At 59.1% G+C, this 13063-nt stretch carries 12 protein-coding genes; 3 read left to right on the forward strand and 9 right to left on the reverse strand.

Annotated features, from left to right (window positions below; translation table 11 throughout):
• Window positions 1-112 precede the first annotated feature (112 nt).
• The 3 genes from xseB to dxs are packed head-to-tail and all read left to right on the forward strand — an operon-like array spanning window position 113 to window position 3145.
• Window positions 113-364 carry an exodeoxyribonuclease VII small subunit gene (xseB, locus tag ACTG2G_RS06605; protein WP_005338838.1) on the forward strand — a complete coding sequence of 84 codons (252 nt, stop codon included), beginning with the start codon at window positions 113-115 and terminating at the stop codon, window positions 362-364.
• Window positions 365-1255, forward strand: coding sequence for a (2E,6E)-farnesyl diphosphate synthase (gene ispA, locus ACTG2G_RS06610; RefSeq protein WP_042080637.1), 891 nt, complete (start codon window positions 365-367; stop codon window positions 1253-1255).
• Between the two features lie 21 nt (window positions 1256-1276).
• Window positions 1277-3145: a 1-deoxy-D-xylulose-5-phosphate synthase gene (gene dxs / locus ACTG2G_RS06615; RefSeq protein WP_421387222.1), complete on the forward strand. Its 1869-nt coding sequence runs from the start codon at window positions 1277-1279 to the stop codon at window positions 3143-3145.
• Between the two features lie 74 nt (window positions 3146-3219).
• Here the strand turns inward: dxs and ACTG2G_RS06620 are convergent, their stop codons facing one another.
• The 9 genes from ACTG2G_RS06620 to ribBA form a co-directional block, all read right to left on the reverse strand.
• On the reverse strand, window positions 3220-4161 hold the full coding sequence (locus tag ACTG2G_RS06620) for an ABC transporter permease (RefSeq protein ID WP_041207967.1): 942 nt from the start codon (window positions 4159-4161) through the stop codon (window positions 3220-3222).
• Between the two features lie 4 nt (window positions 4162-4165).
• On the reverse strand, window positions 4166-5140 hold the full coding sequence (locus ACTG2G_RS06625) for an ABC transporter permease (protein WP_005338853.1): 975 nt from the start codon (window positions 5138-5140) through the stop codon (window positions 4166-4168).
• A 99-nt stretch (window positions 5141-5239) separates the two neighbouring features.
• On the reverse strand, window positions 5240-6796 hold the full coding sequence (locus tag ACTG2G_RS06630) for an ABC transporter substrate-binding protein (protein WP_439985297.1): 1557 nt from the start codon (window positions 6794-6796) through the stop codon (window positions 5240-5242).
• A gap of 70 nt (window positions 6797-6866) precedes the next feature.
• Window positions 6867-8591 carry a dipeptide ABC transporter ATP-binding protein gene (locus ACTG2G_RS06635; RefSeq protein WP_203119592.1) on the reverse strand — a complete coding sequence of 575 codons (1725 nt, stop codon included), beginning with the start codon at window positions 8589-8591 and terminating at the stop codon, window positions 6867-6869.
• Window positions 8592-9078: 487 nt separating this feature from the next.
• Entirely contained in the window at window positions 9079-9573 is a 495-nt protein-coding gene (locus ACTG2G_RS06640) for a phosphatidylglycerophosphatase A family protein (protein ID WP_151286983.1), read from the reverse strand.
• Window positions 9570-10529 carry a thiamine-phosphate kinase gene (gene thiL / locus ACTG2G_RS06645; RefSeq protein WP_247823990.1) on the reverse strand — a complete coding sequence of 320 codons (960 nt, stop codon included), beginning with the start codon at window positions 10527-10529 and terminating at the stop codon, window positions 9570-9572. Before thiL ends, ACTG2G_RS06640 begins: the two co-directional genes overlap by 4 nt.
• 57 nt (window positions 10530-10586) lie before the next feature.
• Complete coding sequence (nusB, locus tag ACTG2G_RS06650) at window positions 10587-11000, reverse strand: transcription antitermination factor NusB (protein ID WP_005343514.1); 414 nt, start codon at window positions 10998-11000, stop codon at window positions 10587-10589.
• A 14-nt stretch (window positions 11001-11014) separates the two neighbouring features.
• A complete protein-coding gene (gene ribH, locus ACTG2G_RS06655) occupies window positions 11015-11485 on the reverse strand; it encodes a 6,7-dimethyl-8-ribityllumazine synthase (protein WP_005338866.1) in 471 nt (156 codons plus the stop codon).
• 349 nt (window positions 11486-11834) lie between these two features.
• A complete protein-coding gene (ribBA, locus tag ACTG2G_RS06660; protein WP_021230382.1) occupies window positions 11835-12944 on the reverse strand; it encodes a bifunctional 3,4-dihydroxy-2-butanone-4-phosphate synthase/GTP cyclohydrolase II in 1110 nt (369 codons plus the stop codon).
• Between the last annotated feature and the right edge of the window lie 119 nt (window positions 12945-13063).

Raw genomic sequence — 13063 nt, forward strand, 5'->3', positions numbered from 1 at the left:
GCTCATTATCGGCCAGTTTAGCGAGAGTTTGAGGGGGCAATGCTTTTCTGCCTCCCCCCTGTGGACGGTCGATGTTAATATAAGCCGTTTTTTTCAATCCCCGAGGATGGACATGGCCAGTAAAAAAATCGACCGTCTGAGTTTTGATGCCACTCTGGAAGAGCTGGAAACCATCGTTCATCAGCTGGAACAAGGTTCCCTACCCCTGGAAGAGGCACTCAAGCAGTTCGAGCAGGGCGTTCATCTGGTACGGGCCGGTCAGCAGAAGCTGGAACTGGCCGAACAGAAGATCCAGATCCTGCTCAGTCAAGCCGATGGCAGTGACCAGCTCGCCCCCTTCCAGCCAGAACAAGGAGAGGAGTGAGTGGCGCTGGACCATTTTTCCCGTCTGCATCGTCAGCGTATTGACGACTGTTTGTCAGCACAACTTGAATCCTTGCCCGCCATGGCGCCACGCCTGCGCGATGCCATGAGTTATGGCCTGCTGCTGGGCGGCAAGCGGGTTCGCCCGTTTCTGGTCTACGCGGTCGGCGAGATGCTGGGCGTCAAGAGCGAACTGCTGGATGGCCCCGCGGCTGCCGTGGAGTGCATCCACGCCTACTCCCTGCTGCACGATGACCTGCCCGCCATGGATAACGACGACCTGCGTCGTGGTCAGCCAACCGTTCACAAGGCGTTTGACGAAGGAACCGCCATTCTGGCCGGTGATGCGCTGCAGACCCTGGCGTTCTCCATTCTGGCCGATCACCCCATGCCCGATACCTTGATGGCCAACCGGGTGCGGATGCTGAGTACCCTCGCCCGCGCCTCCGGCTATCTGGGTATGTGTGGTGGTCAGGCGCTGGATCTGCAGGCCGAAGGGCGCCAGATCACGCTTGCCGAACTGGAGCAGGTACACCGCCACAAGACCGGTGCGCTGATTGAATGCGCCGTGGCGCTCGGCGCCCTGTGCAAAGCCGATGTCGATGACGCCACGCTGGCTGCCCTGCAAACCTATGCCGCCGCGATTGGCCTCGCCTTTCAGGTGCAGGATGACATCCTCGACATCACAGGTGATACCGCCACCCTGGGCAAGCCACAAGGTTCTGACCTGGCGCTGGAGAAAAGTACCTATCCGGCCCTGCTCGGACTCGAAAATGCCCGTGAGCTGGCTCGCGAACTGCACGGTAAAGCCTTAACAGCCCTGCAATCCTTGCCCTACAATACCGATATTCTGGAAGCGTTTGCCGATTACATCATCGAGCGAACCCACTAAACGCTGGATAACAGTAACAATATGAGCGTTGATATTAGCAATTTCCCCAACCTGGCCCTCGCGGACACTCCGGTCGAGCTGCGTTCCTTGCCCAAAGATCGGCTGCCGGTGCTGTGCAACGAGCTGCGCGAATATCTGCTGCGCTCTGTCAGCCGCTCCAGCGGACACTTTGCCTCCGGTCTCGGCACGGTCGAACTGACCGTGGCCCTGCACTACGTCTACAACACCCCGTTCGATCGGCTGATCTGGGATGTGGGCCATCAAGCCTACCCCCACAAGATCCTGACCGGGCGCCGTGACCAGATCCACACCATCCGTCAGAAGGATGGCCTGCACCCCTTCCCCTGGCGTGGTGAAAGCGAGTACGACGTGCTCTCCGTCGGCCACTCCAGTACCTCCATCGGTGCTGCACTCGGTATGGCGGTTGCCGCCGAGAGTGAAGGGCTGGGTCGCAAGGTCGTTGCGGTGATCGGTGACGGTGCCATTACCGCAGGTATGGCCTTTGAAGCGCTCAACCACGCCGGCGATGTCCATAAAGACATGCTGGTGATCCTCAACGACAACGAGATGTCCATCTCCGAGAATGTCGGGGCGCTCAACAACCATCTAGCCCGGGTCATGTCCGGCAAGCTCTACACCACCATCCGCGAAGGCGGCAAGAAGGTGCTGGCCGGTCTGCCGCCGGTCAAGGAGCTGGCCAAGCGGGCCGAAGAGCACCTCAAGGGGATGGTGGTGCCCGGCACCCTGTTCGAGGAGTTTGGCTTCAACTACATCGGCCCCATCGACGGTCACGATATCGAGGCGCTTGTCGAGACCCTGCGCAACATGCGCAATCTCAAGGGCCCGCAGCTGCTGCACGTCAAGACCAAGAAGGGCAAGGGCTACGAGCCGGCGGAGAAAGACCCCATCGGTTATCACGCCGTGCCCAAGTTCAATCCGGACGAGTGCGCCCTGCCCAAGGCGAGTGGTGCCAAGCCCACCTTCTCGGCCATCTTCGGCCAGTGGCTGTGTGACATGGCGGCCAAAGACGAGAAGCTGGTCGGCATCACCCCCGCCATGCGTGAAGGCTCCGGGCTGGTGAAATTCAGCCAGCAGTATCCGGATCGCTACTTCGATGTGGCCATTGCCGAGCAGCACGCGGTCACTTTTGCTGCCGGTCTCGCCATTGCAGACAAGAAGCCGGTGGTCGCCATCTATTCGAGCTTCCTGCAGCGTGCCTACGATCAGGTGATCCACGACGTGGCGCTGCAAGAGCTGCCGGTGCTGTTCGCCATCGATCGGGCCGGTCTGGTGGGCGCCGATGGCCCGACCCATCAGGGGGCGTTCGACATCAGCTTCCTGCGCACCGTGCCCAACATGGTGATCATGACCCCCTCCGACGAGAACGAATGCCGTCAGATGCTCTATACCGGCTATCGCCATCAGGGGCCGGCAGCAGTGCGCTACCCACGTGGCAGCAGCCTGAGCGATGCCCCCATTTCGCAGGAGATGCAGGCGCTGGCGCTTGGCAAGGGACGCATCATTCGAGAGGGTAAAGGCACCGCCATTCTGGCGTTTGGTACTCTGCTGCAACACGCCAAAGCGGCGGCCGAAGCGCTCGATGCCACCCTGGTGGACATGCGCTTCGTCAAGCCGATGGATGAGGCGCTGGTGCTGTCGCTGGCGGCCAGCCACGATCACTTCGTCACCATCGAAGACAATGCCATCATGGGCGGCGCCGGTTCGGCGGTGAACGAGCTGCTGATGCGCTGCAAACAGTGCAAGCCGGTGCTCAACCTCGGCCTGCCGGATCGCTTCGTGGAACAGGGTACCCAGCAGGAGATCTATGCCCTGCTCGGTCTGGACGATGCAGGCATCCAGCGCAGTATTGAAAGCTGGCTGCAAGCCTGATAACGCTTAAAGCTATCAAACAAAAGAAGGGCGCCTCATTGGCGCCCTTCTTATTTTTGCGTTTCTAACCCGGATTACCCTTTATAGATCTTGGGGTTAAACACATCCCGCAGCCAGTCACCCAGCAGGTTGATGACCAGCACCAGCACCACCAGACAGATGCCCGGGAAGGCGGTGATCCACCAGGAGCCGGAGAAGATGTAGTTGAAACCGACGCTGATAAGCGAACCGAGCGAGGGTTGATCAACCGGCATCCCCAGACCGAGGAAGGAGAGCGCCGCCTCACTCATGATGGCGTTGGCCACCTGCACGGTGGAGATAACCAGAATCGGCGACAGGCAGTTGGGCAGAATGTGGCGGAACATGATGCGCGGGGCGCGGAACCCCATCACCTTGGCCGCTTCCACATACTCCTTCTTCTTCTCCGCCAGCACCGAGGCGCGCACGGTACGGGCGTACTGCGGCCACTCGGCGATCCCGATGATCACCACCAGCATCACGATGGCAAAGCGCGAGTAGAACTCGGAGCCAAAGGTCGCCTGAAAGATGGCGGAGATGATGATCGCCACCATCATGGTGGAGAACGACAGCTGCACGTCGGCAAAGCGCATCAAGAGGTTATCGATGCGACCGCCAAAGTAGCCGGCGATCAAACCGATGACAATCCCCAGCACCAGCTGCAGACCCACCGCAAACAGGCCGATGGTGAGGGAGATACGGGCACCATAAAGAATGGTACTCCAGATATCCCGCCCCTGGTTGTCGGTGCCGAGCCAGAAGCGCTCCTCGCCGCCATCCAGCCATGAAGGAGGCAGTTCGGCATCCATCAGGTCGAAGCTGGTCTGGTCATAGACGTTGTGCGGGGCGATCCAGGGTGCCAGTAAGGCAGCCACCACGAACACCACGAACACCGCAAAGCTGAACATGGCTACCTTGTCCCGCAGGAAGTAGTAGACGATGTCGGAGTTCTTGAAACGTGCCCAACGGCTTGGGCTTGCAGTTACAGCATTAGTCATGCGCTTACCCCTTGGCAGTCAGGTTAACGGTCGGGTTGATCAACCCGTAGAGCAGGTCGACCAGGGTATTGGTCACCACGAAGATCAATCCCACGAAGATGACGTAGGCGGTGATCAGCGGGGTATCGACCCGGTGGATCGCTTCAAGAAACAGGAAGCCGGTACCCGGCCACTGGAACACACTCTCGGTCAGAATGGTGTAGGCCACCATAGTGCCGATCTGCACCCCGCCGACGGTAATGACCGGCAGCATGGTGTTTTTGAGGGCGTGGCTGTAATAGACCTTGTTGTTGTCCAGTCCCTTGGCGCGGGCGAATTTGACGTACTCGGAGGAGAGCTGCTCCAGCATCTCGGAGCGCACCAGGCGGATAAACAGCGGCAGCATGATGGAAGAGAGCGACACCGCAGGCAGGATCAGGTGCTTGATACCGTCCCAGGTGAAGAAGCCCGACTCCCAACCCAGCAGGTTGCGGGTCTCGCCGCGACCATAGGCCGGCAGCCAGCCCAGCTGAATGGAGAAGAGATACATCAGCATGATGGCGGTCAAAAATACCGGGATCGAGATACCGATACTGCTCCCTGCCATGATGATTTTGGTGGGAATGCTGCGCGGGCGGATCGCCGAATAGACACCGAGTGGAATGGAGACCACCACGATGATGAGCGCGGCAGCAAACACCAACTCAAGGGTAGCCACCAGCTTGTCGAGGATCACCTCGAGAGCGGGTCGCTTGAAGAAATAGGAGGTGCCCAAATCCCCATGCACCGCATTTTTCAGAAAGCGGCTGTATTTGATGAGGAAGGGATCATTAAGGCCCATCTTCTCGCGCAACTCGTGACGCTGGGCTTCGGAGACGGATTGTCCCACCAGCTCGCGCAACGGGTCACCCAGGTTATCCTGGATGGAGAAGGCGACCAGGCTGATGACGAACATCACTATCACGGCCTGATAGAACCGTTTCAGCAGGAATGTAAACATGCTTGTCCTTCTACGTGGCCTGTGTCGTGGCACAGGCTTCTGTTAGTGAGCGGAGTGGCCAGCTGACCACCCCGCCCCGTCCTTCCTTGCGACGTTCTCTTACTTGCTGACCACCAGGTCACCCAGGTAAGGGAAGTTCATCACGTTGACCACCGGCTTGATGTCGACGTTCTTCTTGGCGCCATAGGCCAGATCTTCCCAGTGCAGCGGCACATAAGCTGCATCCTCGATCACCATGGCTTCCACCTTCTTCAGCATCTCGGCACGCTTGGCCGGATCTGTCTCGGCGTTGGCCTGCTCGACCAGCTTGTCAGCCTCTGCGTTGGCATAACCGGCGCAGTTGTACTGACCCATACCGGTCTTGGCATCCTTGGTGAAGGTCAGGAACTCGAAGAAGTTCGCGGTATCTTCAGTGTCGGAGTGCCAGCCGATCATCTGCATATCGGCAGCGCACTTGTCAAACTCCGGCCAGTACTGGGCCACCGGCATGGTCTTCAGATCCACCTTGATGTTGATCTTGGCCAGCATGGCGGAGACCGCCTGGGCAATCTTGACGTCGTTGACGTAACGGGCAGCCGGGGCGATGAAGGTCATCTTGAAGCCCTTCTCCTGACCGGCCTCTTTCATCAGCTGCTTGGCTTTGGCCAGATCATACTGGGGCACCAGCGCCTCGTTGTGACCGGCATAGCCTTTCGGGCTCAGCTGGCCGGCAGGGGTACCGAAGCCCTTGTTGATCTTCTCGACGATACCCACCTGGTTGATGGCGTAGTTGATCGCCTGGCGCACGCGCTTGTCTTTCAGCGCCGGGTTGGTGTTCTGGTTCAGTTCGATGATGATGGCGCGGGTACCGGACAGGGTCACCAGCTGGGAGTCCTTGCCATTCTTCACCCGCTCCAGATCGTTCGGCGCAACTGGGTAGATCACGTCCACGTCACCACCCAGCAGAGCGGCTACGCGGGTCGCGTCTTCCTTGATCGGCACCACGGTCAGATTCTCGACGTTACCCTTGGAGGCCTTGTCCCAGTAGTTGGGGTTGCGGGCATAATCGAGCTTCACGCCCTGCTCGCGGAACTTGACGGTGAACGGGCCAGTACCGGAGACGTGGGTAGAGGCATAGGAGTCGCCGTTCTTGACGATCTCGGCCTTGTCTTTGCCCGCGTCGGTCTTGCCGGTATAGAACTTGGAGTCCATCGGGAAGATGTAGGTGACGGTCTGCAGGATCAGCGGGAAGGGCTTCGCGGTGATCAGATCGACGGTGTAGTCATCTACCTTCTTCACTTCGACGATGGGGTCGAAGATCGCCTTGAAGTCGACAGAGGACTTCAGACGGTTGACGGTCCACACCACGTCATCGGCAGTGAAGTCGTTACCGGAGTGGAACTTGACCCCTTTGCGCAGGTGGAAGCGGACAGTCTTGTCATCGACACGCTCGAACTTCTCGGCCAGACGGGGCTCGAACTGCAAGTCCTGGGTGTAACGCATCAGGGGATCGAATACCAGGTGCGACATCTCCAGGGTCTGACCGGAGAGCTGCTCCTGCGGATCCAGCGAAGTGGCGTCAGAAGCGACACCCACCTTGATATCAGCGGCTGAGACACTGAAGGCGAAACCGGCGGCAAATAGCGCCAGGGCAATCTTGGACAATCCTTTCTTCATCTTGTTCTCCATGCTTTTGGCTTTCTTATGACACTTTTTTTGACAAGCAGACCGGCGCACCGGCGCTCTCCTAGCTTGCGATTTCCAGCCCCTCGCGGGACATTCCCTTGAACTCCGGCATGAGGGAGATCAGCTTGCGGCTGTACTCATGCTCGGCATTGGTAAAGAGTTTCTCGGTCTCGGCCACCTCCACCAGATTACCGTGCTGCATCACCCCGATGCGGTCGCACATCTGGCGGATCACCGGCAGATCGTGGCTGATAAACAGCATGGTGAGCTTGAGCTCCTGCTGCAGATCCTTGAGCAGGTTGAGGATCTGGGCCTGCACCGACACATCCAGCGCCGAGGTCGGCTCGTCACAGATAAGGAAGCGCGGGCGAGTGGCCAATGCGCGGGCAATGGAGATACGCTGGCGCTGACCGCCGGAGAACTCGTGGGGATACTTGAGGCCAGCACCACGGCCAAGACCCACGTGATCCAGCAGATCGCCGACAATCCCCTCGATCTGGCTCTCGCTGCTCGCCAGCTGATGGAAGCGGATCGGCTCGGCAATGATGTCGCGCACCTTCATCCGCGGGTTCATCGAGGAATAGGGGTTCTGAAACACCATCTGCATCTGGCGACGCAGCGGGCGACGCTCGCGCTCGCTCTTGAGGGCGGTGAGATCGATCCCCTCGAAGAAAATCTTGCCGGTATCAGGCGGATAGAGACCGGTGATGGCGCGAGCAATGGTCGATTTGCCTGAGCCAGACTCCCCCACCAGACCGAAGGTTTCACCCTCGAAGATCTCGAAGCTGATGTTGTTGCAGGCGCGTACATACTGGCGGCGGCTCGGGAAGATGGAGTCCTTGGTGACGAACTTCAGATCGACGTTCTCCACCCGCAGCAGCGCCCCTTCATAGGCACGCTCGTCCTGACTCTGGCCGAGCCAGTGGGTCTTGAGGTCGATATTGGTATCCGGCGCACTGGCATCCTCGATATAGGAGACCAGCGGGAAGCGCACCAGCTTCACATCGGAACGGGGGACCGCCGAGATGAGGCTGCGGGTATAGGGGTGATTGGGGCTGCCCAGCACCTGTTCGGTCAGGCCGAACTCCACCAGATCGCCGCGATACATCACCGCCACCTTGTCGGTAACGTTGGAGACCACGCCCATGTCGTGGGTCACCAGCATGCAGCCCACCTGACGCTCTTTGCAGAGGGCGCGGATAAGCTGGAGGATCTGATCCTGAATGGAGACGTCGAGCGCCGTGGTCGGCTCGTCGGCGATGATCAGCTCCGGATCGCAGGAGAGCGCGATGGCGATAACCACCCGCTGACGCATGCCACCGGAGAACTGGTGCGGATACTGTTTGATGCGCAGCTCCGGCTGCGGAATACCCACCGCCCCCATCAGCTCCAGCGCCTTGGCAAAAGCGGCCTCGCGAGAGAGGTCGGTATTGGCCAGAATGGTCTCCACCAGCTGATGCTCAACGGTGAACAGCGGGTTGAGGGAGGTCATGGGGTCCTGGAAGATGAACCCGATACGGGAGCCACGTATGGCCCGCATCTCGTTCTGGCTCTTGCCGGAGATGAGTTCGCCATTGAGATAGATATCGCCACGGGCGATGCGACCCGGCGGGCTCAGCAGATCGATAACGGCGTTGCCGATGGTGGACTTGCCGGCGCCGGATTCACCGACCACCCCGACAATCTCACCCTTTTCGATAGAGAAAGAGAGATCCTTCACCGCGGCCAGCACCCCGTAGCGGGAGGGGTACTCGATCCGCAAGTTCTTTACTTCGAGCAAGGACATGTTTACCTCTGCGGGGGACATCCGTCCCAAATAATTCGTCCGTAAATCAGCCGCAGATGCCGGTTGTTACCTTGGGCAATATTTGCTCAATCCATGAGGCAGCGAAACCAGCGATCCGGGCGGGTTTTTTGCATTTTTTTGGAATAACCCGCGAGTAACTTAGACGGTTTGACCACGGGTGTAAATGATTGAGTTATACAATTCCGCAATGTTTTGTGCAGATAACCACCAACTCGGCAGAGATAAATGATGATATTCATCACACAAATGGCCGGTGCGTCCGTACTTCTATTGGTATCATTACTTTAATTTCAACAACAACGCAACAAGCAGCATTTATCACTATTTCCAAAACAATCACGAGCCCCGAATGAGTAGTGAATATTTATGTGAAATGGATGATAAACGGCAGCATATGCCGATGAATGAAAATTAAGCAGATATAAATCGGGGAATGCCAGAACGGTCATCCCCCGGAAGATGGCTCTCAACCGAGCCAGAATGCCAGTAATTGCATACAAAACAGGGCGAACAGGCCGGCGATCAGATCGTCCAGCATGATGCCCAGGCCACCGTGGATCCGGCGATCAAACCAGGAGATGGGCCAGGGCTTGAGCACATCAAACAACCGGAACAGCGCGAAGCCCGCCACCACCCACTCCCAACCGGCTGGCGCGGCGATCATGGTGACGCCAAAGCCGATCACCTCGTCCCAGACGATGGCGCCGTGATCCGGCATGCCGATGGCATCGGTGGCGCTCTGGCAGATGCGGATACCGATCAGGAATCCCACCACCAGCAGGGCGATAAACCAATAGGTCGGCAGCCCGCTCACCAGCAGGTAGAGCGGAATGGCCGCCAGGGTGCCCATGGTGCCCGGCGCCTTGGGGGAGAGACCGGAACCAAACCCCACCGCCAAAAAATGAAGCGGATTTTTCAGATCCAGTCGTGTCAGCTCGGGCTTTATCCTAAACAAACTCATGCGAAGTGATCCCACCCTTTCAGTTGCAACTCGACCGCCTGGTCGCCACGCAGGTAGTCGATGCCCGGCTCGCCCGCCACGATGCGGCCGATGCGGCTGAACTTGACCCCGCTGTGGGCCAGCGCCGTATCGAGCGCGCCGCGGTGCTCCTCCGGTACGGTAAAGCAGAGCTCGTAGTCATCGCCACCGGCCAGCGCCAGTTGCCACGCCTCCTGCTCGCTCACCGCATCCTGCAGCACCGGCGAGAGCGGCAGCAGATCGAGATCGATCTGGGCCCGCACGCCGGAGGCCTTGAGGATATGGCCGAGATCCGATGCCAGACCATCGGAGAGATCCAGCGCACTGCCCGCCAGCCCGCGCAGCGCCTGACCGGCCAGAATGCGGGGATGGGGGTGGTCGAGCCGTGGCAGCACGGCCGCCAGCTGGTTCTCGTTGAGAGTGCGTTTGCCCAGCAGGTGGGAGAGCGCCAGCGCGGCATCTCCCAGAGTGCCGGTCACATAGATGCCGTCACCGGCTTTGGCACCGCTGCGCATCAGGGCGCGACCGACAGGCACCGCTCCCTTCACCGAGATGGTGATGGAGAGCGGCCCGCGGGTCATGTCTCCGCCCACCAGCGCCACATTGTAGTACTCGGCCAGCTCCAGAAACCCTTCGGCAAAACCGGCAACCCAGCCTTCGTTGATGGCGGGCAGGGTCAGCGCCAGCGACACCCAGCGCGGCTCGGCCCCCATGGCGGCGAGATCGGAGAGATTGACCGCCAGCGCCTTGTAGCCGAGATCCACCGGATCCATGTCGGGAAAGAAGTGTACGCCGCTCACCAGAGTGTCGGTGCTCACCGCCAGCTGGGTATCGGGGGGCAGGGTCAGCAGGGCACAGTCATCTCCAGGGCCCATCACCACGTCCTTGCGGGCGTGGGGGACCTTGAAGTACTTATCAATCAGCTCAAATTCACCCATACAGTAAAAAGCCAGCAATAAGCTGGCTCCTCTCTTAGATGCTGACGGACAGCAGGATCAACGCTTGTTCAGCGACTTGATCACCTTGTCCAGTACACCGTTGACAAACTTGTGGCTGTCATCGGCAGCAAAAGCTTTGGCCAGCTCGATCGCTTCGTTGATGACCACGCGCGGCGGTACATCATCACGACGGGTCAGCTCGTAGGTCGCCAGACGCAGGATCGCCTTGTCCACCATGTCCACTTCTTCCAGCGGACGGGAGAGGAAAGGTGCAAACACCTTGTCCAGCTCGCTGCAGTGGAGGGCTACCCCGAACAGCAGATCGCGGAAATAGTTCAGGTCTACACCCTTGGTGTCCTGATCGATCTTGAACTGCTCTTCGATGTCACCCACGTTAGCCTTGGTCATCTGCCACTGGTAGATGGCCTGGGTGGCGCAATGGCGGGCTTTACGGCGCTCAGACGGTTTCAATGTACTTCTCCTCGTTACACGTCCAGTTCTTTCAGGACGTTGATCATTTCGAGCGCTGCCAGTGCAGCCTCTGCACCCTTGTTACCCGCCTTGGTACCTGCACGCTCGATGGCTTGTTCAATGTTTTCAGTGGTCAGCACACCGAAGGCAACGGGAATTTCATATTCCATCATTACCTGGGCCATGCCCTTGCTGTTCTCGTTTGCCACCAGGTCGAAGTGGTAGGTGCCGCCACGGATGACAGTACCGACCGCCACGATGGCGTCGTATTGACCACTCTTGGCCAGCTTCTTGATGACCAATGGCATTTCAACCGCGCCCGGCACTTTTACCAGTGTCAGGTTGCTGTCCTGCACTTGACCTTGACGCTTCAGTACGTCCACCGCGCCGTTCACCAGACTGTCGTTGATGAAGCTGTTGAAACGGGCAACAACAATAGCAACGCGCGCCTCAGGAGCGGCGATATTTCCTTCGATAACCTTCATTGGAAATCCTGTATCTGTGCAATCAAAAGGGCCGGAGTCAAAAGTGCGCACATTCTAGCACAACAGACCCACGACAAAAACCATGGCCGCAATAGACGGCCATGATCGCGATGTAACCAGTCCGGCGCACTTGCTCGCCGGTAAATTCCACGACTTCCAGACCGAAACCGCCCGGAAGGGGATGGTACTTCTCTGGTGGAACTTTACTCGCCTACGTATTCAACCACTTCCAGACCGAAACCACCCGGAAGGGGATGGTACTTCTCTGGTGGAGCTTTACTCGCCGACGTACTCAACCACTTCCAGACCGAAACCGCCCGGAAGAGGATGGTACTTCTCTGGTAGAACGTTACTCGCCGATGTACTCAACCACTTCCAGACCAAAACCGCCGAGGGCATGGTACTTCTTCGGCGAGCTCAACAGGCGCATCTTGCTCACGCCGAGCGCCTTGAGGATCTGGGAGCCCACGCCAACCCGGCGCGAGGTGCCCTGCCACTTGGCTCCTTCCGGTGCTAGCCCCTTGTCGGCGGCTTCAAAACCTTTGACCCTAGCCAGCAGCTCGGCGCCATGGGATTCCGCCCCCAAAATCACCAGCACGCCGCCTTCGTCGGCGATGCGGGCCATGGATTTGGGCAGCGGCCAGCTGCGGGCCGCATGACGGTCGGTCAACAGCAGATCGCTCAGCACATCGTGCAGATGGACGCGCACCAGGGTCGGCTGGTCGGCCTGCACCTCACCCTTTTTCAGGGCGAAGTGAACCTGATTGTCGATGGTGTCGCGGAAGGTGATGAGGTCAAACTCGCCAAACTCGGTGGGCAGCTTGCACTCGGCCACCTTCTCGACCGTGGTCTCGTGCTGGTTGCGGTACTCGATAAGATCGGCGATGGTGCCAAGCTTGATGCCGTGCTCCTCGGCGAACACCTCCAGATCCGGACGGCGCGCCATGGTGCCATCCTCGTTGAGGATCTCGACGATGACGGCGGCAGGCTCGAAACCGGCCAGACGGGCCAGATCGCAACCGGCTTCGGTGTGGCCGGCACGGGTCAGCACGCCGCCATCCTGCGCCATCAGCGGGAAGATGTGGCCTGGCTGCACCAGATCGGCCGCCTTGGCATTGGGCGCCACTGCCGCCTGCACGGTCACCGCGCGATCGGCGGCTGAGATACCTGTGGTCACCCCTTCTGCCGCTTCGATGGAGACAGTAAAGGCGGTGGAAAACTGAGCATTGTTGCGATCCACCATCAGCGGCAGCGCCAATTGCTTGCAGCGATCCCGGGTCAGGGTCAAGCAGATGAGGCCACGGCCGTAGCGTGCCATGAAGTTGATATCCTCCGGACGGACGCAGGAGGCGGCCATGATGAGGTCCCCTTCGTTCTCCCTGTCTTCGTCATCCATCAGGATCACCATCTTGCCAGCCTTGATATCGGCAATGATTTCCTGGGTTGTGCTCAGCGCCATGGGCTACTCCATCAGTGTGCTTGGGGGTTGAGCCAGCAGGCTCAACGCAAATGCGAGTGTATGTTGCTCTAGATTGGGGCTAGCGGCTCCATTTCAATCAGAGCGGGATCACAGAAAAT

This window comes from Aeromonas sp. 55A (genome assembly GCF_051919665.1).
GTDB lineage: Bacteria > Pseudomonadota > Gammaproteobacteria > Enterobacterales > Aeromonadaceae > Aeromonas > Aeromonas veronii.

What these genes read in the sequence shown, in the direction of transcription:
- ACTG2G_RS06630 (WP_439985297.1), bottom strand. Translation starts at nt 6,796, where the DNA reads ATGAAGAAAGGATTGTCCAAGATTGCCCTGGCGCTATTTGCCGCCGGT.
- xseB (WP_005338838.1), top strand. Translation starts at nt 113, where the DNA reads ATGGCCAGTAAAAAAATCGACCGTCTGAGTTTTGATGCCACTCTGGAA.
- thiL (WP_247823990.1), bottom strand. Translation starts at nt 10,529, where the DNA reads ATGGGTGAATTTGAGCTGATTGATAAGTACTTCAAGGTCCCCCACGCC.
- ACTG2G_RS06635 (WP_203119592.1), bottom strand. Translation starts at nt 8,591, where the DNA reads ATGTCCTTGCTCGAAGTAAAGAACTTGCGGATCGAGTACCCCTCCCGC.
- ACTG2G_RS06640 (WP_151286983.1), bottom strand. Translation starts at nt 9,573, where the DNA reads ATGAGTTTGTTTAGGATAAAGCCCGAGCTGACACGACTGGATCTGAAA.
- ACTG2G_RS06625 (WP_005338853.1), bottom strand. Translation starts at nt 5,140, where the DNA reads ATGTTTACATTCCTGCTGAAACGGTTCTATCAGGCCGTGATAGTGATG.
- ACTG2G_RS06620 (WP_041207967.1), bottom strand. Translation starts at nt 4,161, where the DNA reads ATGACTAATGCTGTAACTGCAAGCCCAAGCCGTTGGGCACGTTTCAAG.
- ribBA (WP_021230382.1), bottom strand. Translation starts at nt 12,944, where the DNA reads ATGGCGCTGAGCACAACCCAGGAAATCATTGCCGATATCAAGGCTGGC.
- dxs (WP_421387222.1), top strand. Translation starts at nt 1,277, where the DNA reads ATGAGCGTTGATATTAGCAATTTCCCCAACCTGGCCCTCGCGGACACT.
- ribH (WP_005338866.1), bottom strand. Translation starts at nt 11,485, where the DNA reads ATGAAGGTTATCGAAGGAAATATCGCCGCTCCTGAGGCGCGCGTTGCT.